The organism is Streptomyces sp. NPDC002125 (genome assembly GCF_053593715.1).
The window spans coordinates 372,016-394,777 of record NZ_JBSFDD010000002.1 but is presented as its reverse complement, the minus strand read 5'-3'; the positions used below and the strand labels follow the sequence as shown (position 1 = coordinate 394,777).

The window sequence follows — 22,762 nt, the reverse complement described above, 5'->3', positions numbered from 1 at the left end:
CCGACTCCGACACCGGCTGGGGCTGACGCCCCTTTTCGGGCCGCCCTCCGAGCCGGCCCTCCGGAGCTCTTCCCCACCTTCTGCCGAGAACGAGCGAACGGGACGCCCATGATTCTGACCGGTGCCGAGATCGAGCGGGAACGGACGAACGGCCGCATCACCATCGAGCCGTTCACTCCGGAGCAGGTCAACCCCAACAGCTACAACTTCCGGCTCGGAAAGACCCTGCGGACCTACCGGGGCACTCCGCTGGACGCCCGGCTCACGAACGACTTCGAAGAGATCGTGATTCCGGACGACGGCTACGTCCTGGAGCCCGGCCGCCTCTATCTCGCCCACACCATCGAGGTCCTGGGCAGTGAGCACTACGCGCCGACCTTCGCGGCACGCTCCTCGATCGCCCGGCTCGGGCTCTTCATCAACCTGTCCGCGAGCCTCGGCGACATCGGCTACACGGGCCAGTGGACGCTGCAGCTCTACACGATGAACCGGGTCCGGGTGTATTCCGGCATCAACATCGGTCAGATGATGTGGTGGCGTCCGCAGGGCGAGATCGTCCTCTACGACGGCAAGTACCAGGGCTCCGTCGGCCCCCGCTCCAGCGCCATCCACGTCGACTTCGACAAGCAGTTCGCCCGCCAGCGGTTCCCCGGGCTCGGCGCGAGCATCGACGGGAACGAGGTGGGGCCGAAGTTCGCCCAGCTCGCCGCGTCCAGCCACGACTTCCGTGTCCCGGCCGCCTTCTGCGTCCCCGCCGGCGAGTTCACCGACGCGCTCACCGCCGAGCAGAACACCGCTCTCGCCGACGCCTTCGGCGATCTGAAGGCCACCGTGGGCGCCTTCTTCACCGACTCCGTGGCGAAGATCCACAAGATCGGGGCCGAGATACGCGTCCCCGACTCCGCCCGCACTCTGCTGACCGCCCGTCTGAACGAGGTGTTCCCCGCCCGGGAGGGCGTGGAGACCGAACTGGCCGTGCGGTCCTCGGGCCTGGACGAGGACACGGAGGGCTCCAGCCTCGCCGGGATCCACCGTACGGTCCTGGGCGTCGGCGGGGCGGACGCCGTCATCGACGCCGTCGAGCAGTGCTGGCGCTCCTACTACGAGGCGCCGGCGGTCGCCGCCCGCATCCGGGCCGGCCTCTTCTCCCCGCTGCCGCGCCTGGCCGTCATCGTGCAGAGACTCGTGCGCCCGGACCTCGCGGGCGTGGCGTTCACCGGCCTGGACGGCGACGGGGACACGGTGTCGGTGGAGTACGTCGAGGGTCTCGCCGACGAGCTCGTCTCCGGTGTGGCCGTGCCCCGGCGCACCGACTCGGCGGAACTCGCCGGGGAGCCGTCCGGCGGTACGGCCGAACACGGCGTCCTCACCGAGGTCGTGGACCTGGCGCGGCGCCTGCGCGAGGACCGCGGGCACGACGTGGACGTCGAGTGGGCGGCCGACGCCGACGGCGTCCACCTCGTCCAGGTGCGCCCGCTCACCGCGTCACGGGACGTCTCGGCTGCCTCGGCGGAACCGGTCATCGAGGCGTACCGGCTGTACACCGAGGACCTCCCCGCCGGATTCCACCTCGGCGCCGTCGCCGCCGTCCACAGCGGGTACACCGCCAAGCGCGGGCCCGCCCACCGGCTGGCGCACGCGCACGGCGTGTCCACAGGGGCGGGCTGGGTCCTGCGCTTCAACGGGCGGGGCCTGCACGGCGCCGAGGGCGGGGCGGCCCTGACCGACACGCTCTCGGGCGGCACCGACGAGTGTGTCCTGGACTTCGGCGACACCCTGCGACAGATCGTCGTGCCCAAGGAGGAGGTGGCGCGCCAACTGGCCGTCACCACCGGGGTGACCGCGGACGGCACCGCCCTGCACACGGTCCTCGTACGCGACTTCATACGGGGCGAGCTCGGTGTGATCTCCCGCAGGGCGGGCGCGAGCGGCCTGGTCGTCGAGTACACCGCCGAGGGCCTGATGGCCCTGAACCGCGGGACCGCCGGCGGGGAGGCCGTCATCGTCACGGACGTGACGGCGGGATTCGACGACGCGGCGAACGTGACCTGCCCCGCCGGCGGCGAGGTCCTCCTGCCTCACCTCGGCGAACTCGCCGACTTCACGGCGGCCATGCACGCCGAGCACGGGCCGGTGACCCTGGAGTGGGTCTTCGACCGGGGCACCCTGTACTTCGTCGACTACTCCGTGCTCGGCGGCGACGACACCGTCTCGGTCACCCGGGGCGAGGTCTGCATCTCCCCCGGCACCGCCCGGGGTCCGCTCCTGCGCCTGGACGACGACGCGCTGCTGCGGCGCCTCTCCATCGGCCCGGCCGTGAGCATCGACAAGTCCCAGGACGTCACCGAGCACGAAGGGCTGGCGCGCGTCCTGGAACTCGTCGCCTCGTACGACGAGAAGCCGGTGATCAGCGCCGCACGGCCGTACGCGGTGCTCTCCGTCCTGCTCGACCACGTCGCCGGATTCGTCTTCGACCGGGGCTCCGCGCTGGGGCACCTGGCGATCCTGCTGCGCGAGGCGGGGATCCCGGCGGTGACCGCCGAGGGGATCTCGGGGACCGAGGCAGTGATCAGTGACGGCACGGTCGCCACGACCGGCCACAAGGGAGAACGACCGTGAGCGACACCACCGCAACCGCCGCCCCCGAGGCGGGCGGACGCCGGTCCTGGCTGGTCCTGGGCGGGCTGCACCTTCTCAACGGCACGGCCCCGCTGTCGGGTGACGACCCAGTGGTCCTCGTGGAGCTCGGCGCCCCGGTGGAGGCGGACTTCCCGAGCAACACCGTCGTCCTGCGCTGGGACGCACTCGGCACGGTGGAGCTGGCGGCCCGCACGGTCGACGCCACGCGCCGCGTCACCGGGAAGGCCCGCGGGGACGAGCTCTTCCCCGGCATGCGGGTGGGAGGCCCCCTGCGCGAGGCGGTCACCGGGCTCACCGGCAGGCCCGCCGGCCCCGTGGTCCCGCTCTTCTACGTCACCGCGGACGGCGGACGGGCCCACGTGCACAGCCAGATCCGTTTCCTCGCCGAGGACGCCTGCTTCATCCGGATCACCCCCGAGCCCGTGGCCACCGCGGACGTCGAGACGCTCGGGTGGCTGCCGGACGCGGTCCGGCTGCACGCGGAGGGCTTCCTCTTCCTCAACAACCACCAGCGCTACTACCGCAAGTGCTTCACCGGCCGGGAACTCGAGTACAAGTACACCCTCGCCCCACCGGTCGACGTGTGGACGACGACGGTCGAGCTGTACCAGAACCTGCTGGAGGGCGGACTGCCCGGCTACATCATGGAGTACCGGGACGAGTACCAGGCCTGGGACTACCTCAACCACCTCTTCGAGGTCACCGGCCCCACCGAGGCCGAGCTCGGCTACGCCTCCTTCATCCCCACCACCGACGGCAAGCACCTGCTCAAGCGGAAGTGGTACGCGGAGGACACCTTCGACCGCCGCGAGAGCCACACCTACGGACTCGACCTGGCGGACGACGGCGGTTTCGAGCGCCACATCCTGGAGGAGCTGAAGGTAGAGGCCGTCCGTCTGCCCTCCTTCCGGCGGGTCCGCTACGACGTGAACTTCGAGTCGGTGCGCACCGGGCACGTGTACGGGATCTTCTTCGACCACTGCAGCCTGGTCGAGGCCCGCGAGGTGACCCTCAACCAGTGCGAGCTGGAGTACCTGCGCAGCCGGGTCGCCGTCGAACCCGACCCGGACGAGGTGCTGGTCGAGATGGAGGGGATCGCCCTCTGGCTGGAGGGCTTCCTGCGGGCGCACGGGCTGAACGACACACGCGGCTTCTACTCCAAGCGGACGTTTCTCAAGGACGCCGTCGCGGCCAGGCCCGGGCTGGCCCGGAAGGTCACCCGATGACGGACGGTGCGGTGCGGGCGGTCCTGCTCGACCTGGAGGGCACCCTGTACGCCCGGGGAGCGGCGATCGAGGGCGCGGCCGACGCGGTCGCCGGCCTGCGCAGGCTGGGCGTGGGGCTGCGCTTCCTGACCAACACCGACTCCACGTCCGCCGAGCGGATCCGGGACGACCTGGCCGGTCACGGACTGGACGTGGCGGCGGAGGAGCTCTTCACACCGGTGGTGGCGGCCGCGCGCCTGCTGTCCGCCGCCGGTGCCCGCACCTACCCCCTGGTCTCACGGGAGCTGCGCGGGGTGCTGCCGACCCTGGCCGACGCGCCCCCGTACACCCACGTCCTGATCGGCGACTGCCGGGACACCCTGGACTACGCGGCCCTCGACGGGGCCTTCAGGGCCGTACGCGACGGGGCCGTGCTGCTCGCGCTCCAGACGGGGCGCTACTTCAAGCGGGCCGACGGGGACCACCTCGACACGGGGGCGGTGGTCGCGGCCGTCGCGTACGCCTCCGGGGCCGAGGCCAGGGTGCTGGGGAAGCCGTCCACCGACTTCTTCGCCCTCGCCGCCGCGTCCCTGGGCGTGCCGCCCTCCGCGTGCGTGGTGGTCGGCGACGACGCCACGACGGACATCGCCGGCGGGCTCGCAGCCGGATGCCGGACCGTGCAGGTGCGCACGGGCAAGTACGAGGACCAGCGGGCCGAAGGGCTGACCGGGCGGGCCACCCGGGAGCTGGACTCCGTGGCGGGACTGGAGCAGCTCGTACGGGAGTGGGGCGCCCGGTGACCGTCTACTGGGTGGTCTGGGACGCGGGGGCACACTGGGTGGTGGACCGCCTGGAGCGTGAGGGCGCGCTGCCCGCCGTGACCCGGATGCGGCGGCGCGGTGTCTTCGGCGCCGCACGGCCCGCGCGCCCCAACTGCCAGACCCCGCCCTCCCTCGCGACCCTGTTCACCGGCACGTGGCCGGCGGAGCACCTGGTCACCGGATTCACCGTGCCGGGGGCGGGCGACGGTGTGGCCAGCCATGTCAGCGGCTTCTCCCCGGGCTTCCCGGCGACGCCGCCGGTGTGGGAGGCGATGTCCGAGAACGACCTGACCAGCGCCCTGGTGCACGTGCCCTGGGTCTTCGGCGCCCAGGACCGCGTCGGACCGCACGTCGACGGCGCCGTGGAGGCGTACAGCGGCCGGCTGACCAGGCACGCGCTGCTCAGGCTGGAGTCCCGGTCGGGGTCACAGCGGTGGGACGTCGGGCCGTTCCGCCTGGAGGCCGCCGTCGAGCACGACGCGGACGGCGTGGCGCGGGTGCGGCTCAGCGGCGGCGAGCGGATGCTGCTCGTGGCGGACGAGGGGTGGCGGCCCCTGGAGCTGGACCGGTACCACGGGACCTGGGTGCGCTGCCTCCGGGTGGCCGGCCGGCTGGTGCTGGTGCACACGGGGGTGTACCGGGCGCGCACCGCGGGACGCAACCCCAAGCTGCTGCACCGCTTCGGTCAGTGCCCGCCCTTCGCGGGCGAGGGACTGGGCCCGCTCTACCGCAAGGCGGAGTTCGGGCCCCGGCTTGCCGAGGGCGGGGACGGGACGGCCGAGGAGGTCTTCCTCTCCTCGGTGGAATGCGTCGCCCGGTCGTTCGGCGCGGCCGCCGAGGCGGTCCTGGAGACGCACGACGCGGACCTGGTCGTCGTCTACCTGCCGATGACCGACGACGTGGGCCACGAGCTCCTGGGCTGGTGCGACGAGCGGAGCGCGGCCCACCGCCCGGACATCTCCGCCCGGGTGTGGTCGTACATCAGGCGCTGCTACGCCTGGTCGGACGCGATCCTCGGCCGGGTCCTCGACCGGGCCGGGCCGGAGGACACCGTGGTGCTCGGGGCCGACCACGGGATGGTCGGCAGCACCCACCTGGTGCACCTCAACGACCGGCTGGTCGACGCCGGCCTCGCGGCCCGCGACTTCGACGGGGGCCTCGACCCGGAGGGCTCCCAGGTCTTCTACCACCCGGCGAACAACGGCTCCCTGTGGGTCACCGAGGACACCGCGGAGGACCCCGCGCGGGTCAGCCGGGTGATGTCGCGTGCCAGGGAGGCGCTGTCCTCGATCACCGACCCCGAGACGGGCCTCCCGGTGGTGGCCGGCTTCCTCGACCGCGACGGCGCCCCCCTCAGCGGTGCGCAGGCCGACGCCGAGGTGGCGTACGTCGCCCTGGCCGACGACTACCAGCCCAGTGCCCAGCTGCTGGGCGAGGGGCCGACGGTGCGGCGGGTGGCCAAGACCGGGGCCCATGTCGTCAACACCGGTGACAGCAGGCTCCACGCGATCCATGCGGCGGTCGGCCCCGGCATCGGCCCCGCAACCCCGGCGTGGCCCGTCGACAACACCCTGGTGGCCGCCCTGGTCCTCGGTCAGCTCGGGCTGGGCCCGGACGCCGCGGCCCTGTACCGGACCGGCCCTCTCGAACCGACCGACGAAGGATGAAGGCCATGCCCTCCCCCTTTCCCCACTCCCTCTCCGCCGACGCGCTGACGGCCCGCCGCCACGGGGAGGTGACGGCCTTCCTGGAGGGCCGGGGCCTGGACCCGCTGTGGCTGTCGGAGCTGATGCGGGAGCGCGTCGGCGACGGACTGCTGCTGCTCACCAGCTCACCGGTCCACGGACTGGCCAACGCGACGAGCGACCTGGACTTCATCCGGATTCAGAAGGAGGCCATCGACGGGCCCCGGATATCCACCAAGATCTTCGAGGGCGGCCACCACCTGGAGGTCGTCTCCTTCAGCGAGACGGAGCTCGCCTCCAACCTGGCCGAGCTGGAGCGCCTCGCCGGGCTCTCCGCCGACGGAACCGTGGCCGGCTTCCGTGCCTGGGACAAGCAGCGCGAGCCCCGCCGCAAGCAGACCGAGCGCATCGTCAACGGCATCGCGATGGACGGCACCGCGCCCTACCTGGACGCGCTGCCCGCCCTCGCCCGCGTCTGGTGCCGCGCCTCGCTGCACACCGCGGTCGAGCAGGTCGCGCACACGGCGCTGGCCGAGGCCGCGGGCGAGACCCGGGGGCGGGTCGGCTACGCCTACAACGTGCTGCTGCACCTCATGGACGGCCTGCTCTCGCACCAGGGCGACGTGTACACCACGCGCAAGTGGTACGTGCTGCGCTGGACGCGTCTGATGGCGGAGGGCGGATGGCACGACGAGACTCTGCGGGCGGTGGCCCGGGGCCTGGAGCGGCTCCGCGGGGACGTCCACACCTTCCTCCGCCCCGGCAGGGCGCGGGAGCCGCTGGCCGCGCCGTACGCGGAGCTGGTCCTGGAGACGCTCCGGGCGACGGGCACCGCCCGCGCCGTCACGGTCGGCGTCGAACTCACCGGCCAGGTCAAGGACTTCCTGCCGGGCGCCTCGCTCCTGATGGGAGCGGACGGCGGCGTGGTGCTGCCCGGCGTGCGCGCCGGGTCGGAACTGCCGTTCACCTCCTCGCCCGTGGATCTGGACGAGCTGACGGCGCTCGACGCGCCGGCCGCCGCCTCCCTGCTGCGGGCGCTGCGGGCGGGCGCGGCCCGGCTGCGGATCGGTTACCGGGACGAGGAGGCGGCGCGATGACGGAACACACCACGACGGACAGGAGCCGGCACGACATGAGCGACGACCGCGGCGGGGCGACGCGCACGGAGCGCGGCGCCCTGGAGCTCACGCCCTTCCCGTCGGTGCGGGCCGGGCACGTCATGGCGGGCCCGCAGTCCGTCGAGGTCTGGGTGCAGGCCGCGTGGCTGATGCTCGCCGAGGGACGGGCGTACGTCGAGGACCTCGAAGGGGGCACCGAGCAGCCGCAGATGCAGCAGGCCGCGAAGCTCCGCTTCCTGGAGCAGCTCCTCGACATCGACCAGCGGCTGTCGGGACGGGCGCCCGTGGACGACGCGCACTGCCTGGCACTGGCCCTCGAGTACGGGATGCGTGAGGTGGCCGACGCCACCGGCCCCGAGCTGGCCGGGGTCTTCGGTCTGCACGAGGAGTTCGGCGGTGACACCTGCGCGGTGGACGACATCCACGTGCTGTGGGGCCGGCTGCTGGAGGGCTTCCCCGGCGAGCTGCCCGACCGGCTCGTCGCCGAGGGGCAGCGGGACATGCTGCGGACCCTGCGGGTCTGGGCGGATCTGGCCCGCGCCGCCGGGCTCGACATCGGATTCCTGGCCCCGCTCATGAAGGCCGCCTGAACCGTCCGCGACGGAGAAGTGAGGTGCACATGCCTGAGATTCAGGCGGAGACGCTGATTGAGGGTCGTACCCCGGACGAGGTGTGGGCCTGGGTCAAGGACAGTTCGCGCATCGCGTCCCACGCCCGGCACGTGGTGGCGGTCAGCCCCGTGCCCGAGCCGGGCCGGGATTTCCGCGTCCACGAGTGGACGGTGCTGCTCAACGGCAGTGAGGTGACCTGGCGGCAGCGGGAGGCGGCCGGGCCCGGTCTGCGGCTGTGCTTCGAGCAGACCGCGGGTGACCTGGAGAGGCTGTCCGGCGCGTGGTCGCTGGACGCGGCCGGCTCCGGCACCCGTGTCTCACTGTCCGTGGACTTCGAACTGGGCGTGGACGGTCTCGCGCCCCTGCTCGACCCCATCTGGTCCCAGTCCTTCCGGGCCCACGCCGACGAGCTGCTGCGCACCCTCACGGCCTGCGCCGCGGAGAAGAGAGCGACCTGAGCATGCGTGTCCACCTGAACTTCCTCCACACGACCGTGCGGTTCGACGTGGCCGAGGACGCGGAGCCCGCGTTCGCGCCGGTCCATCGCTTCTTCCGGCACCTGATGGACCCGGAGCCGGCCGGGGACGTGACCTTCTCCGTCGACGTACGCTCCTACGCCCCGGACACCGACGTCGCCCCGGAGGTCTGGGACCTGCCGCAGTCGGTCATCCGGCGCAGCAACGCGGCCGAGTTCAACTTCGACGCGCACGTGGTCGACACCGGGGGCCGCCGGCAGTACGTCAACCGGGCCACCCTGCTCGACGCCCCGTCCGACACGGCGGAGGACACCTCCTTCCTGGTCCGGATCACCGAGCGGTCCACGGTGCAGGTCCTCGACTTCGTGCGCGACCTCGTGATCCGGCACGAGGAGGGCCTCGGGACCGTGGTGCTGCACGCCTCCGGTCTGCACCGCGACGGCGAGGCGGTGATCATCGCCGGTCCGAAGGGGGCGGGGAAGACCACCACCCTGCTGTCCGCCCTGCGTCGGCCGGGCTGGGAGTACTTCACCGGGGACAAGCTGTTCTGCACGATCGAGGACGGGCGGGTCCTCGTCCACCCCTGGCGCGACTACCCCTACGTGGGGGTCGGCACGATCCGGGCGGACGCCCGTCTGGAGAAGATGGTCCGCGAGGACGTCGACGCGCTGATCGACACGTACGAGCCGGGCCACAAGGTCCTCATGGACCCCGACGTGTTCGAGTCCTGGCTCGGCGCGGAGTTCACCGGAGCGCCCAAGCGGCTGGCGGCCCTGCTGCTGCCGGAGGTCGTCCCCGGGGAGCCGCTGAGCGTGCGGCACCTGACCGACGGCAACGAGCGCTGGGCGCATCTGAACAAGATCGTGGACCGTCAGGTCGACACCACGTTCTTCACCTGGCAGACCTACCTCGTCCCCGACTACACGGCCTTCTACCGGGGCCTGGCGGACCTGCGCACGGCCCTCGGGTCCGTGGACATGGTGCGGCTGCGCGGCACCCTCGACGTCGACCCGGACGCCGTGCTGGGCCGTACCTCCGGCGGGGCGGACGCGCGATGACGGCGGGCGGGGGCACCTCGCTGCGGATATCCGTCGTGGGCCTGACCGGGTCCGGCAAGTCCACCTGTGCCTCCCTCGTGGAGGAGTACGCGCGGGACAAGGGGCTGACCCACGCACGGCTCAAGCTCGCCGCGCCCCTCTACGACCTCCAGGCGGAGGTCTACCGGAGGGCCGGGGCCCCGCTCGCCGAGGGGGCGCAGGACCAGGTCCTGATGGAGGCGGTCGCGGGCGCGATGCGGCGCATCCGCCCCGACGCGCTCGCCGCCGACTTCGCGGCGCGGCTCGCGGACACCGACGCCCGGGTCGTCGTCAACGACGACCTGCGCGATCCGCACGTGGACGCCCCGGCCCTGCGCGGACGGGGCTTCCGGGTCCTGCGCGTCACCTGCGACGAGGAGCTGCGTCTCAGTCGTCTGGACGGCCGGGGCGACCTCTCCCGCGCCGACGGTTCGACCCGGGAGATCGACCTGATCACCCCGGACGCCGTGATCGACAACAGCGGGGACCTGGACGCGTACCGGTCCGCCGTGCACACGCTGCTGGGGAGCTGGCTGTGATCCTGAGCGGGCCCGAGATCCTGTCCGAGGTACGTGCCGGACGGATCCACATCGACGATTTCGACCCGGACCGGCTGGAGCCGAACAGCTACGGCTTCCGGCTCGCCGACGACATCCTCCGGTACGGGCAGGACGTGATCGACTGCTTCGAACCGCCGAAGGCCGAGCACCTGAAGATGGGACCCGAGGGGATGGTCCTGGAGCCGGGGCGCTTCTACCTCGGCGGCACCATGGAGGCCATGGGCAGCCCGCACTACGCGGCCACCCTCTACGCCTGCCGGTCCGCGTCGACGCTGGGCATCTGGATCCAGTTCTCCGCGCCGCTCGGGCACAGCGGGGCGGTCTTCCCGTGGACCCTGGAGATGAAGGTCGCGCACCCGGTGCGGGTCTACCCGGGGATGGTCGTCGGGAAGCTGGCCTTCTGGTCCATGCAGGGCGAACCGACGGGCTACGACGGCAAGTACACCGGATCCACGTCGGCCGTCGCCTCACGGTTCAGTCTGGACGCCCATGTCCCAGACTGAGCTGTTCCGGGTCCTGCTGGCACTCGCACTGCTGCTGTTCGCGGCGCACGCCGTGGGCAGGCTCTTCGCCCGCTTCCGTCAGCCGCCCGTGATCGGCGAGATCCTCGGCGGTCTCCTGCTGGGGCCGACGGTGCTGGGGCAGGTGCTGCCCGGGACGGAGGACTGGCTGTTCCCCGGGGAGGGGCCGGTCGCCTCGGGGATCGCGCTGGTCCAGCAGCTCGGGATGCTCCTGCTGATGTTCACGGCCGGGGCCGAGATGCGGCGGGTCTTCTCCCGGCACGACGGCCGGTCCGTCGCGGTGATCGCCCTGGCCGGCATGGCGGTGCCGTTCGCCATCGGTCTGCTGGCCGTGAAGGCGGTCGACACCGAGGACCTGCTCGGTCCAGCCGGCGACGTGTCCGCGCTGACCCTGGTCGTGGCCTGCGCGATCGCGGTGACGAGCATCCCGGTGATCTCACGGATCATGCTCGATCTCGGCATCATCCGGACCCGGTTCGCCCGGGTGGTGCTCTCGATCGCGGTGGTCGAGGACATCATCCTGAACGTGGTCCTCTCGGTGGCGCTCGGCATGGTCGCCGGGGGCGGGGAGGGCGGCTTCGGTCTGGCGCACGTCCTGGGCATCGAGTCTGCCAACGCCTCGGCCGCCTACCACTCGGTGGCCTCGGTGGCCTTCTTCGGGCTGATGACGCTGGGCGCCATGGCGGTACGGCGCCGGTCGCGTGGCAGGGCGGGTGCCGCCGCGCGGCCCTCGGCCTCGGTGGCGGTGCGGATGGCCGTGCTGCTGGCGGTGTCCGCGAGCTGTGTCTTCCTCGGGGTGGCCCCGATGTTCGGAGCGTTCGTCGTGGGCCTGCTGTCCGGGCTGACCGGGGGCCGCGGCGCGGGCGGCCACGACGACCCGCTGGGCCAGCTGCGGGGGTTCGCCACCGGCTTCTTCATCCCCGTCTACTTCGCGACGGTCGGCCTGAAGCTGGACCTGGTGCACTCCTTCGACCTGTGGTTCACGCTCGGTTTCATCCTGGTGGCCTGCCTGGCGAAGGCCACGAGCGCGTACGCCGGGGCCCGGTTCTCGGACAAGCCGCCGTCCGAGTCCCTCGATCTCGCGATCGCCCTGAACGCGCGGGGCGGCCCGGGCATCGTGCTGGCCACGGTCTCCTTCGACGCGGGCATCGTCAACGCCTCACTCTTCACGACCCTGGTGCTGACCGCGATCGTCACCTCGCAGATGGCCGGCTGGTGGCTCGAACGGGCTGTCGCACGGGGGTCCTTCGACACGGACGCCGCCTTCGTGCCGCGGCGGCAGGACACCCCGGACACGAAGGCGCCGCCCGTGGACGCCAGGACGGGCTGACGCCTTCCGGCGTCGTCCCGATCCGCCCCGGTCACCGCACTCCTCCGCCCCACCCCACCGGTAAAGGACTCCTCGCGTGAGCAACCCCCAGAGCAGCAGGCCGGTCGTCGCGATCGTCGACGCCTACTCGACCGCCAGCCACCTCGCCCCCCTCTTCCACGACGCCGGCTACGACTGTCTGCACGTGCAGAGCCTGGAGCGGCCTCCCTCCGTCTTCGCCTCGACCTTCCGGCCCGGCGACTTCGTCGCCACGGTGGTCCACCAGGGCGACACGGCCCGGACCCTGGAGGCCCTCGCCCCGTACGCGCCGGTCTGCCTGCTGCCGGGGGCGGAGATCGGGGTCGAGCTGGCGGACGTGCTCAGCGAGGCGCTGGGGCTGCGGACCAACGGCACCGCGCTGAGCGTCGCCCGGCGGGACAAGTTCCGCATGGTGGAGACCGTCAGGGCTGCCGGGGTGCCGGTCGCGGACCAGGTCCTCGCCACCGACCTGGACACGCTGCTGGACTGGTACGGCCCGTCCGACCGCACGGTGGTCCTCAAGCCGGTCCGCAGCGCGCTGAACGACGGGGTGTCCTTCTGCGGCACGGCCGGCGAGGTGCGGGCGGCCTTCGAGAGGCTCGTCGGCGCGGACAGCGCGCTCGGCCTGCGCAACGACGCCGTGGTGGCCCAGGAGTACCTGGTGGGCGCCGAGTACTACGTCAACTCGGTCAGCCTGGACGGCACGCACTACGTGTGCGACCTGTGGAAGACCCAGCACCTCGGGGTCAACGGGGTACGGGACCTGCTCGGCGGGTCGGCGCTGATGGTCCGCCGGGGGCCGGAGCAGGACCTGCTGACGGAGTACGCGTTCTCGGTGCTGGACGCCCTCGGTATCCGTAACGGTCCGGCGCACACCGAGCTGAAGCTGACCCCGCAGGGCCCCCGGCTGGTCGAGACGGGCGCCCGGGTGTGCGGGGCGATGCTCCCGCTGCTGACCCGGGCGGCCATCGGTGAGAGCCAGCTGGAGTGGACCGTGCGGGCGTACACCGACCCGGAGTCCTTCGAGGCCCGCCGGCGCACGGGGTACGAGGTGGCCCGGCACGCGGTCTGCGTCAACATGGTCGCCCCGGAGTCCGGCAAGCTCGTCGACTTCCCGAAGCTGGCGGACGTGCGGGCGCTGGAGAGCTTCCACGACGTGCTGCTGAAGGTACGGCCCGGCGAGGAGATCGCCCGGACGGTGAACGACATGACGTACCCGATGCTGGTGCACCTCCTGCACGAGGTGGAGGGGGTCGTCACACACGACTACATGACGGCGCGCCACCTGGACGGGGAGGGTTTCTACGATGTCGTCTGACCGCCGCCTCGCCCTGGCCGCGGGCCCGCTCCTGGTGCTGGGCTACTGCGTCATCAACTCGACCAAGTCGGTCTTCGAGGGCGCGCTGGTCCAGGACCTCTCGCCGGAGTTCATCGCCTTCAACTCCTTCGTGGTGGCCCAGGCCTTCTACTTCCTGACCCTGCGCGACAAGCGGGGGCTCCGGGCCGTGATCAGGCGCTGTCTGCCGGACGTGGTGATGCTCAACGTGTCCACCGCGGTCTGCTGGATCGCTGTGCTGTACGCCTTCACCGTCTTCGAACCGGCCCTCGCCAACTCGATGATCATCGGTCTGGGGCCGGCCGTCACCATCGCCCTGGGCTTCAAGCTGCGCCCCGGCACGAAGGCGCTGCCACTCGAACTCGCCGCCGCCGGCGGGATGATCGCCGCCATGGTCTACCTGCTGGTCACGGCCTCCCACGGGGAGTCCGCCATCGGGGACGTGCCCACCGGGCAGCTGGTCTTCGGAGTCGTGATGTGCGTGCTGACGACCGTCTCGCTCTCCGGGGTGACCTACTACACCAAACGCCTCGGGGACGCGGGGATGTCGGTCAGACAGATGATGGCCTCCCGGTTCGTCGTCCTCATCGTCGCGACGTTCGCCATGCTGGTGGCGCGGGACAGCTTCGGCCCGTACTCCCCGGGCAACATCGGCGCGATCCTCGCCATCAGCCTGGTCGGCGTGATCATCTCGCTGTACCTGCTCCAGCAGGGCATCGTCCGGACCGAGCCGATCACGGTCTCGATGCTGTTCGGGACGAACCTGGTGATCACCTACGTCGTCCAGTACGTCGATCCGCGCCTGCACCAGTCGCAGGACACCCTCCTCGGGGTCCTGACGATCTCCCTGGCCATGTGCCTGGGCACGTGGGCCCGCTGGCGTGCGGGCAGACGGGAGGAGGCCGGGAAGGCGGGACAGGACCTGGCGGCGCGGGCGGAGGCCGAGGCGGAGGCGAAGACGTGACGGTCCTGGCCCACCTCAGCGATCTGCACCTGGACGGCACCGAGGAGACCGCCGGGCGCACCCGGCGGGCGGTCTCCCACCTGACCGGGCTGCCCGGCACGGTGGACGCCGTGCTGATCACCGGGGACATCGCCGACCGGGGCACCGCCGAGGAGTACCGGCAGGCCCGCCGCCTCCTCGCCCCGCTGTACGAGCGGCACCCCGTGCTGCTGTGCCCGGGCAACCACGACTCCCGGGCGGAGTACCGGGAGGTGCTGCTCGGCGAAAGGGGCACGGCCCCGGTCAACGAGGTCCGGGCGGTCGGTCCGGACGGGATCCGGGTGCTGATGTGCGACTCCTCGGTCCCCGGGCGGCCCGAGGGCATGCTGGCGCAGGAGACGCTGGACTGGCTGGACGCCACGCTCGCCTCCGCCCCCGCCGCCCCGGCCCTCGTCGCCTTTCACCACCCCCCGGCGGCCCTCGGCCTGCCGTACATCGACCGCATCGGACTGCGCGGGCCGGACGGCCTGGCGGCGGTCCTCGGGCGCCATCCGCAGGTGGCGGCGGTGCTCTGCGGGCACGCCCACACAGCCGCCGCGACCACCTTCGCCGGCCTCCCGCTCCTGTGCGCCCCCGGCATCGCCTCGACGGCCCTGATGCCGTGGGAGCAGGGCCCGGACACCTCCTGGAAGACCCACGCCGCCCCGCCCGCGCTCACGTTCCACCACTACGAGGGCGGCAGGCTCACGAGCCACGTCCGCGTGGTGTGACGCCGGCTCCCAGGCGCTCCGGGGAGCGTGCGCGTCCGGGCCGCCGTGGACCCGCGTCGGCGGCGGGGGCCGGGAAACACACCCCGGCGCCCCCGCCCGAACCCCCTCCGGCCCCTCCGCCGGCCGGCTCCCCTCGTCTCGGCGAGGACTTCCTGCGGGTCGCACTGTTCAGGAGCCGGCCCGGACCTGACCGTCAGTCGATGACGGCGGTGGCCTCGACCTCGACCATGTGCTCGGGGATGTCCAGCGCGGCGACGCCCAGCAGGGTGGCCGGCGGCGTCGGGGTGGTCCCCAGCCGGGCGGACGCCCGGGAGATCCCCTCCAGGAGCAGGGGCATCTTGTCCGGGGTCCAGTCGACGACGTGCACGTTCAGCTTCGCCACGTCGTCGAAGGTGGCGCCGACGCCCGCCAGCGCGGTGGCGACGTTGACGTAGCACTGCTCGACCTGGGCCGCCAGGTCGCCCTCGCCGACCGTGACGCCGTCGCCGTCCCAGGCGACCTGCCCGGCGACGAAGACCAGCTTCGAACCGGTCGCGACCGACACCTGCCCGTAGACACCGGTCTCCGGCAGTCCCGGGGGGTTCGTCAGGGTGATGGCCATGCTGTCCGCCTCCTCGCCGCACCGTCCCGGCAGGGACGGCACGTGCTCTCTTGTGGTTACTGGGAAACCGTAGGAGAGTCAGTCCTGACGTGGAAGAACGCACTTTCCAGTGACAGGGGAACCAGAAGGTGACCAAGCAGTTCAGCGGCACGCCGGACGAGCAGGCCGACCTGAGGCGCGCGGATTCGCTGGCCCGGGAGATCTTCTCGGACGTCGCCAACAAGTGGGCGCTCCTGATCATCGAGGCCCTGGGCGACGGCACCCTGCGCTTCAGTGAGCTACGGGGCGCGGTCGAGGGGATCAGCCACAAGATGCTCACCCAGAACCTGCGCATGCTGGAGCGCAACGGCCTCGTCGGACGGACCGTGTACCCGACGGTCCCGCCGAAGGTCGAGTACACCCTGACGGAGCCCGGTCAGGGGCTGCGGAAGACGGTCGACGTGATGTGTGAGTGGACCCACCGGAACCTCGGTCACATCGAGGCGGCCCGGCGGGGCTTCGACGGCGACTGACGTCACGGACCGGGCGCCGGCCGTTCACGGGAACGGCCCGGGGCTCCGGTCAGCCGCGGCGGCCTATGTCGAAGCGCATGTGGAAGTTGCCGTTGCCGTCCTTGGTCAACTCCCCACCGGAGATGAAGTGTTCACGCTCCGGGGGGAGGCCCTTCACCGCGTTGTGAGTCTTCACCTGATTGAGGGTCATCTTTCCGTTCACGGTGGCCATCACGCTGCGGTAGTCGTCGCTGTTCTCGGTGAAGGTCATCCTGGACCGGTCACCGAGGATGCCGCCCAGGACCTTCTTGGCCTCTGCCCCTGAGATGTTCTGCCGGTAGATCTGGTCCGGCAGCTTGTCGGGGGTCCCGGTCGAGGCGTCCTTCGGGGCCGTCAGGGACTGCTTGACCGCCTTGTTCAGCTTGTTGCCCTTGAGGCCGTCCTCGTCGAGCACCGAATGAGCCGCGGTCCACTGGTTGAGGAAGACGTCGCTCGCGGTGTAGGCGGGAGCCTTGATCACTTCCCCGGTGTCCTCGTCCACCCTGTCCTTGCTCTGGCGGTAGTTCTCCATCATCACCGCGAAGGAGCCGTTGTCGTCCTTCCCGAAGAGGTTCCTGAACGCCCCGCCCGCGAGCGGCGGCTTCCCCGAGGAATCGGTCGGGTCGGGCTTGTAGTCCGTGGACTGTTCGCTGATCTCGATCATCCGGTCCGGGACCTTCCGCCCGAGGGCGCTCAGCGCGGACGACCTCTTGGCCATTCCACCCGAGTCGGCGTCCTTGTCCCGCGCGTCCGTCTTCCCGATCCACGCGTCGAGCCTCTTCTGCGGGTCCGGCTCGAAGGCGCGCTGCACCGGGACACCGGCCCCGGCCCCGGCCCCTGCTCCGGCCCCTGCTCCGGCCTGAAGGCTCTTCCGGAAGGCGGTGTTTCCCACCGAGTTCTGCACGGCGGCCACCTGCGACGCGGTGAGCAGCTCAGGGGAAGCCGGATTCACCCCGGCGTGCGACCGGCGCAGACCCGTCCGCCCGGGCGTACGGGCCCTGGCGCCACGGGCGGCCACCGCACCACGGTCAAGTCGCTCGTGTTCGGGCATGGTTCGGCTCTTCTCTCCGTCGCAGCACAGGGGTCGGTTCACCGTCACCCGCCTCTGAGCGGATTTCAAGGGCTGTCGGGGCACTCTCCGGGAACCCCGCCTGCCCTCCCGGCCACCTGGGCCCCGGGTGCGCCGGGCCGGGCCGGGCCCAGGAGAAGGCCACGAGGCACTCAGGACTAGATTCGGACCTGGCGAGCCGTCCGGACGGACGGCTCCTCCTTCGACGGCGATGCGCGGGGCCCGTTCCCCGCGGGCCGCCGGTGCGGCGATCACCTGCCTGGACGGAGACTCTCCAGTGGACACTTCAAGGTCTTCCTGGCGCAACACGACCCACGACTGGGCGGCCACCGTCGATCTCGACCACCTGTCGGGCATTCGCCGGGACCCCGCCGCCTTCGCTCCCGGGGGGACGTGGCACCTGGTCCTCGAAGTCCTCGCCTACGCGGCCGACGAGGCGGAGTGCGCGGGCGGAGGGAGCTGCCTCGTCACGCTCCACGCCGACGGCTCCGTGTCCGTGGCGGACGACGGCCGGGGAACCGACACCCGCTTCGACGAGCACGGCCAGGTCGTCAGGAAGCCGGTCATGGCCACGCAGGACCTGCGGTTCTTCGGCTCCCCCGGGGCGCAGACGCTGCCCGACGGGCATCCGCGCCGGGGCATGTCCGTCGTCGCCGCGCTCAGCGAGTGGCTCGTCCACACCAACCGCCGCCACAACGGCTCCTGGACCCAGCGCTACGAGCACGGTGTCCCGGTGACCGGTCTGGAGCCCGTCGCCGACGACGGCACGACAGGTACGGTCGTCCACTTCCGCCCCCGCGAAGACGTACGCGGAACGGGCCGGCTGCCGGGCGACGTCAGCGCGGCAGCCGCGACCTGGCCGCATCTCGCCGTGGACGTGAGGCCCTGACCCCCGGAAAGTGGACGTGAGGCCCTGACCCCTGAAAAGCGGAATGGGGCCCGGCCCACAGGCCGGACCCCCCTCGCTTTCCCCCTCCGTCGGGCTTCCCGAATCCCCCCGGACCCCTCCCCGGAAGTCCCGACGCAGAGTACGACCGGGGAGGGTGCGCAAAGGTTGCACGCCTTTGCGATCTCTTTACCCCGGGCCGCAAGCCCCGTACTCAGCAGGCGTGTTCCAGGTACCGGGCGGCGACTTCGGCCACCACCTCGGCGCCGTCACGGGCCCACAGCTCCTCGTTGAAGATCTCGACCTCGATCGGCCCGTCGAAGCCGGTCGCCTCGACCTGCGCGCGCATCGCCCGGAAGTCCACGCAGCCGTCGCCCAGTTGGCCACGTCCGACCAGAACTCCCGCCGGGAGCGGGGTGATCCAGTCGGCCAGCTGGAAGGAGTGGATCCGCCCGCCCGCGCCCGCCCGCGCGATCTGCGCGGGCACCTGGTCGTCCCACCAGATGTGGTACGCGTCGACGACCACCCCGACCTGCTCGGCGGGGAAGCGCTCCGCGAGGTCCAGCGCCTGGGAGAGGGTCGACACGACGCAGCGGTCCGAGGCGAACATCGGGTGCAGCGGCTCGATCGCGAGGCGCACACCGCGCTCCGCCGCGTACGGGGCCAGCTCGCCCAGCGCGTCGGCGATGCGCTCGCGGGCGCCGTACAGGTCCTTGTCGCCCTCGGGGAGTCCGCCGGAGACCAGGACCAGGGTGTCCGTGTTCACGCCCGCGGCCTCGTCGACCGCGGCCCGGTTGTCCTCCAGCGCGCGGGCCCGCTCGGCCGGGTCGGTCGCGGTGAGGAAGCCGCCGCGGCAGAGGCTGGTGACGGTAAGACCCGCGTCCCTCATCAGCTGCCCGGCGCGCTCGACGCCGTACTCCTGCACCGGGGCCCGCCAGAGGCCGACCTGCCCGATGCCCGCCTTGGCGCAGCCCTCGACGAGCTCCGGGAGGGAGAGCTGCCGGACCGTCTCCTGGTTGACGGACAGACGGGAGAGTTCGGTGCTCATCGGCTTCCTCCGTGGACGGTCAGCAGCGCGCGCATGCGGGACTCGGCCAGCTCGGGGTCGGGGAACAGACCGAGCCGGTCAGCCAGTTCGTACGCCTTCGCCAGGTGCGGCAGCGAGCGCGCGGACTGGAGCCCGCCGACCATCGTGAAGTGGTCCTGGTGGCCCGCCAGCCAGGCGAGGAACACGACCCCCGTCTTGTAGAAGCGGGTGGGGGCCTGGAACAGGTGGCGCGACAGCTCGACCGTGGGGTCGAGGAGGTCACGGAACCCCTGGACGTCCCCGGTGTCCAGGACCCGCACGGCGTGGGCGGCCAGCGGACCCAGCGGGTCGAAGATGCCGAGCAGCGCGTGGCTGAAGCCCCGGTCGTCGCCCGCGATCAGCTCGGGGTAGTTGAAGTCGTCGCCGGTGTAGCAGCGCACCCCGCCGGGAAGACGGCGCCGTACGTCGATCTCCCGTTCGGCGTCCAGCAGCGAGATCTTGATGCCGTCGACCTTGTCCGGGTGTTCGGCGATGACCTTCAGGAAGGTGTCCGTGGCGGCGTCGAGATCGGCGCTGCCCCAGTAGCCCTCCAGCGCCGGGTCGAACATGGGCCCGAGCCAGTGCAGGACGACGGGCTCCGTGGCCTGGCGCAGGAGATGGGCGTACGTCTCCAGGTAGTCCTCGGGGCCGTTCGCCGCGGCGGCCAGCGCGCGGGAGGCCATCAGGATGGCCTGCGCGCCGCTCTCCTCGACCAGGGCGAGCTGCTCCTCGTACGCGGCGCGCACCTCGGGCAGGGTCGCGGGTCCGGTGAGCTGGTCGGTGCCGACGCCGCAGGCGATCCTGCCGCCGACGGACTTCGCCTCTGCGGCCGAGCGGCGGATGAGCTCGGACGCGCCCGCCCAGTCCAGGCCCATGCCGCGCTGCGCGGTGTCCATGGCCTCGGCGACGCCCAGGCCGTGCGACCACAGATGGCGGCGGAAGGCGAGGGTGGCGTCCCAGTCGACGGCGACGGGGTCGTCGGGGCTGATGTCGGCGTACGGGTCGGCGACAACATGGGCGGCGGAGAAGACGATGCGGGAGGCCAGCGGCGCGCCGTCCGGCGCCAGGTCGAGCGGGGTGGCCCTGGGTTCGTACGGACCCTGCGGGAGGTGGATGGTCACAGGCTCAGCTCCGGTACGTCGAAGCGGCGGCCCTCGGCCGAGGACCTGAGGCCGAGCTCGGCGAGCTGGACACCCCGGGCGCCGGCCATCAGGTCCCAGGTGTAGGGCTCGTCGAGGACGATGTGACGGAGGAACAGCTCCCACTGGGCCTTGAAGCCGTTGTCGAACTCGGCGTTGTCCGGGACTTCCTGCCACTGGTCGCGGAAGGGCTCGGTGACCGGGAGGTCCGGGTTCCAGACCGGCTTGGGGGTGGCCGAGCGGTGCTGGACGCGGCAGTTGCGCAGGCCCGCGACGGCGGAGCCGTGGGTGCCGTCGACCTGGAACTCGACGAGCTCGTCGCGGTTGACGCGGACCGCCCAGGAGGAGTTGATCTGGGCGACGGCGCCGCCGGCCAGCTGGAAGGTGCCGTACGCGGCGTCGTCGGCGGTGGCGGCGTAGGGCTTGCCCTGCTCGTCCCAGCGCTGCGGGATGTGTGTCTGGACGTGCGCGGAGACGCTCGTGACCTGGCCGAACAGCTCGTGCAGGACGTACTCCCAGTGCGGGAACATGTCGACGACGATGCCGCCGCCGTCCTCCGCGCGGTAGTTCCAGGAGGGGCGCTGGGCGTCCTGCCAGTCGCCCTCGAAGACCCAGTAGCCGAACTCGCCGCGCACGGAGAGGATCTCGCCGAAGAAGCCGCCGTCGATGAGGCGCTTCAGCTTCAGCAGACCCGGCAGGAAGATCTTGTCCTGGACGACGCCGTGCTTGATGCCGGCGTCGCGGGCCAGGCGGGCCAGGTCGAGCGCGCCCTCGACGTCGGTGGCGGTGGGCTTCTCGGTGTAGATGTGCTTGCCCGCGGCGATGGCCTTCTTGATCGCCTCGACGCGGGCCGAGGTCACCTGGGCGTCGAAGTAGATGTCGATCGACTCGTCGGCGAGCACCGCGTCCAGGTCGGTCGACCACTCGGTCAGGCCGTGCTGCTCGGCGAGCGCCTCCAGGGCGTGGGCGCGGCGGCCGACGAGCACGGGCTCCGGCCACAGCACGTCGCCGTCACCGAGGTCGAGGCCGCCCTGCTCGCGGATCGCGAGGATCGAGCGCACCAGGTGCTGCCGGTATCCCATGCGTCCCGTGACGCCGTTCATGGCGATGCGCACTGTCCTGCGTGTCACGAAAGTTCCTCCATACAGCCGTAGCAAGCGCTTTCTATGCGGTATGACGCTAGCCTGCCGACAGCGGCCCGGACAAGAGGGGCCGCTCCACAACTCCTCGGAGGAGAGCGATGACAGTCACCCTGGCGGACGTTGCGGCCCGCGCCCGGGTGTCCCCGGCCACCGTGTCCCGCGTGCTGAACGGCAACTACCCGGTGGCCTCGTCCACCCGGGAACGGGTCCTGCGCGCGGTGGACGAACTGGACTACGTGCTCAACGGCCCGGCCAGCTCGCTCGCCGCCGCCACGTCCGACCTGGTGGGCATCCTGGTCAACGACATCGCCGACCCGTTCTTCGGGATCATGGCCGGTGCCGCGCAGAGCGAGATCGGCGGTCCGGGCGACGGATCGGGCCGCGCGGGGGGCGAGAAGCTCGCCGTCGTCTGCAACACCGGCGGCTCCCCCGAGCGTGAACTCACCTATCTCACCCTGCTCCAGCGCCAGCGCGCCGCGGCCGTCGTCCTCACCGGCGGTGCGCTGGAGGACCCGTCCCACCAGGCCGCGATGGCCGTGAAGCTGGCGAAGCTCGCGGACGCCGGCACCCGGATCGTCTTCTGCGGACGCCCTCCGCTGCCGGACACCGACGCGGTCGTCGCCTCGCTGGCCTTCGACAACCGGGGCGGAGCCAGGCGGCTCACCGAGCATCTGATCGCCCTGGGACACCGGCGGATCGGCTATGCCGCCGGCCCGCTGGAACGCACGACGACCCGTCACCGGCTGGAGGGCCACCGCGAGGCCATGAAGGCGGCGGGGCTCCAGGGCGACGAGGAGAAGCTCACCGAACACGGCCCGTACGACCGGAGTTCGGGCTACGACGCCACGCGCGAACTCCTGCGCCGCGCACCGGATGTGACGGCCGTCGTCGCCGCCAACGACACTGTGGCACTGGGCGCCTGCGCGGCGGTGCGGGACCTCGGCCTGCGTATCCCCGAGGACGTCTCGGTCGCCGGATTCGACGACCTGCCGTTCTCCGTGGACGCCGTGCCCGCGCTGACGACCGTACGGCTGCCGCTGTACGAGGCGGGCGCACGGGCCGGGCGGCTGGCGATGGGCAAGGAGACCCCGCCGCAGGGAGGCGTGGCGACCATCGACGCGGAGCTCATGGACCGGGGATCGACCGCCGCCCCGGCACGCTGAACCGCGGCACCCCCACGGCCCCGGGCCCCACGGACGGAAAGATGGGGGCGACTCCC

The 22,762-nt window shown here is 72.0% G+C and carries 22 protein-coding genes; 17 read left to right on the top strand and 5 right to left on the bottom strand.

Features of this window, described 5'->3' with window-relative positions; translation table 11 throughout:
• The first annotated feature begins 108 nt into the window (after positions 1-108).
• The 14 genes from ACWCQM_RS04905 to ACWCQM_RS04840 all read left to right on the top strand — a co-directional run bounded on the left by ACWCQM_RS04905 (position 109) and on the right by ACWCQM_RS04840 (position 15,110).
• Complete coding sequence (locus ACWCQM_RS04905) at positions 109-2,619, top strand: dCTP deaminase domain-containing protein (RefSeq protein WP_450913933.1); 2,511 nt, start codon at positions 109-111, stop codon at positions 2,617-2,619.
• Entirely contained in the window at positions 2,616-3,866 is a 1,251-nt protein-coding gene (locus ACWCQM_RS04900; RefSeq protein ID WP_450913932.1) for a hypothetical protein, read from the top strand. The genes ACWCQM_RS04905 and ACWCQM_RS04900 overlap by 4 nt, the downstream gene beginning before the upstream one ends.
• Positions 3,863-4,645: an HAD hydrolase-like protein gene (locus ACWCQM_RS04895; protein ID WP_450913931.1), complete on the top strand. Its 783-nt coding sequence runs from the start codon at positions 3,863-3,865 to the stop codon at positions 4,643-4,645. Before ACWCQM_RS04900 ends, ACWCQM_RS04895 begins: the two co-directional genes overlap by 4 nt.
• Positions 4,642-6,333, top strand: a complete 1,692-nt coding sequence (locus ACWCQM_RS04890) for an alkaline phosphatase family protein (protein ID WP_450913930.1) — start codon at positions 4,642-4,644, stop codon at positions 6,331-6,333. Before ACWCQM_RS04895 ends, ACWCQM_RS04890 begins: the two co-directional genes overlap by 4 nt.
• Positions 6,334-6,338: 5 nt before the next feature.
• The gene (locus ACWCQM_RS04885) at positions 6,339-7,448 is read left to right on the top strand and encodes a DUF6001 family protein (RefSeq protein WP_450913929.1); all 1,110 of its coding nucleotides are present in this window, start codon (positions 6,339-6,341) and stop codon (positions 7,446-7,448) included.
• 35 nt (positions 7,449-7,483) lie between these two features.
• Positions 7,484-8,059, top strand: a complete 576-nt coding sequence (locus ACWCQM_RS04880; RefSeq protein WP_450913928.1) for a DUF6031 family protein — start codon at positions 7,484-7,486, stop codon at positions 8,057-8,059.
• Between the two features lie 29 nt (positions 8,060-8,088).
• Positions 8,089-8,538, top strand: coding sequence for a type II toxin-antitoxin system RatA family toxin (locus tag ACWCQM_RS04875; RefSeq protein ID WP_450913927.1), 450 nt, complete (start codon positions 8,089-8,091; stop codon positions 8,536-8,538).
• Positions 8,539-8,540: 2 nt separating this feature from the next.
• Positions 8,541-9,614, top strand: coding sequence for a hypothetical protein (locus ACWCQM_RS04870; protein WP_450913926.1), 1,074 nt, complete (start codon positions 8,541-8,543; stop codon positions 9,612-9,614).
• Positions 9,611-10,171, top strand: coding sequence for a hypothetical protein (locus ACWCQM_RS04865; protein WP_450913925.1), 561 nt, complete (start codon positions 9,611-9,613; stop codon positions 10,169-10,171). Before ACWCQM_RS04870 ends, ACWCQM_RS04865 begins: the two co-directional genes overlap by 4 nt.
• Positions 10,168-10,695 (top strand): dCTP deaminase, encoded by a 528-nt coding sequence (locus ACWCQM_RS04860; protein WP_450913924.1) that lies wholly within the window; start codon positions 10,168-10,170, stop codon positions 10,693-10,695. The genes ACWCQM_RS04865 and ACWCQM_RS04860 overlap by 4 nt, the downstream gene beginning before the upstream one ends.
• Complete coding sequence (locus ACWCQM_RS04855; protein ID WP_450913923.1) at positions 10,682-12,043, top strand: cation:proton antiporter; 1,362 nt, start codon at positions 10,682-10,684, stop codon at positions 12,041-12,043. The genes ACWCQM_RS04860 and ACWCQM_RS04855 overlap by 14 nt, the downstream gene beginning before the upstream one ends.
• 76 nt (positions 12,044-12,119) lie before the next feature.
• Positions 12,120-13,379, top strand: coding sequence for an ATP-grasp domain-containing protein (locus ACWCQM_RS04850; RefSeq protein WP_450913922.1), 1,260 nt, complete (start codon positions 12,120-12,122; stop codon positions 13,377-13,379).
• Positions 13,369-14,361, top strand: a complete 993-nt coding sequence (locus ACWCQM_RS04845) for an EamA family transporter (protein ID WP_450913921.1) — start codon at positions 13,369-13,371, stop codon at positions 14,359-14,361. The genes ACWCQM_RS04850 and ACWCQM_RS04845 overlap by 11 nt, the downstream gene beginning before the upstream one ends.
• A complete protein-coding gene (locus ACWCQM_RS04840; protein ID WP_450913920.1) occupies positions 14,358-15,110 on the top strand; it encodes a metallophosphoesterase in 753 nt (250 codons plus the stop codon). The genes ACWCQM_RS04845 and ACWCQM_RS04840 overlap by 4 nt, the downstream gene beginning before the upstream one ends.
• Positions 15,111-15,303: 193 nt before the next feature.
• On the opposite strand, the gene ACWCQM_RS04835 is transcribed toward ACWCQM_RS04840, so the two are convergent.
• On the bottom strand, positions 15,304-15,711 hold the full coding sequence (locus ACWCQM_RS04835) for a RidA family protein (protein ID WP_450913919.1): 408 nt from the start codon (positions 15,709-15,711) through the stop codon (positions 15,304-15,306).
• Positions 15,712-15,839: 128 nt separating this feature from the next.
• On the opposite strand from ACWCQM_RS04835, the gene ACWCQM_RS04830 reads away from it, so the two are divergent.
• Positions 15,840-16,223, top strand: coding sequence for a winged helix-turn-helix transcriptional regulator (locus tag ACWCQM_RS04830; RefSeq protein ID WP_450913918.1), 384 nt, complete (start codon positions 15,840-15,842; stop codon positions 16,221-16,223).
• Between the two features lie 49 nt (positions 16,224-16,272).
• On the opposite strand, the gene ACWCQM_RS04825 is transcribed toward ACWCQM_RS04830, so the two are convergent.
• Positions 16,273-17,292 (bottom strand): hypothetical protein, encoded by a 1,020-nt coding sequence (locus ACWCQM_RS04825; protein ID WP_450913917.1) that lies wholly within the window; start codon positions 17,290-17,292, stop codon positions 16,273-16,275.
• A 295-nt stretch (positions 17,293-17,587) separates the two neighbouring features.
• Here ACWCQM_RS04825 and ACWCQM_RS04820 point away from each other — a divergent pair, with 295 nt between their 5' ends.
• The gene (locus tag ACWCQM_RS04820; RefSeq protein ID WP_450913916.1) at positions 17,588-18,199 is read left to right on the top strand and encodes an ATP-binding protein; all 612 of its coding nucleotides are present in this window, start codon (positions 17,588-17,590) and stop codon (positions 18,197-18,199) included.
• 211 nt (positions 18,200-18,410) lie between these two features.
• On the opposite strand, the gene ACWCQM_RS04815 is transcribed toward ACWCQM_RS04820, so the two are convergent.
• The 3 genes from ACWCQM_RS04815 to ACWCQM_RS04805 are packed head-to-tail and all read right to left on the bottom strand — an operon-like array spanning position 18,411 to position 21,531.
• Entirely contained in the window at positions 18,411-19,244 is an 834-nt protein-coding gene (locus tag ACWCQM_RS04815; protein WP_450913915.1) for a sugar phosphate isomerase/epimerase family protein, read from the bottom strand.
• A complete protein-coding gene (locus tag ACWCQM_RS04810) occupies positions 19,241-20,383 on the bottom strand; it encodes a dihydrodipicolinate synthase family protein (protein ID WP_450913914.1) in 1,143 nt (380 codons plus the stop codon). Before ACWCQM_RS04810 ends, ACWCQM_RS04815 begins: the two co-directional genes overlap by 4 nt.
• Entirely contained in the window at positions 20,380-21,531 is a 1,152-nt protein-coding gene (locus tag ACWCQM_RS04805; protein WP_450913913.1) for a Gfo/Idh/MocA family protein, read from the bottom strand. The genes ACWCQM_RS04810 and ACWCQM_RS04805 overlap by 4 nt, the downstream gene beginning before the upstream one ends.
• A 110-nt stretch (positions 21,532-21,641) precedes the next feature.
• On the opposite strand from ACWCQM_RS04805, the gene ACWCQM_RS04800 reads away from it, so the two are divergent.
• A complete protein-coding gene (locus ACWCQM_RS04800; protein WP_450913912.1) occupies positions 21,642-22,706 on the top strand; it encodes a LacI family DNA-binding transcriptional regulator in 1,065 nt (354 codons plus the stop codon).
• Positions 22,707-22,762 lie beyond the last annotated feature (56 nt).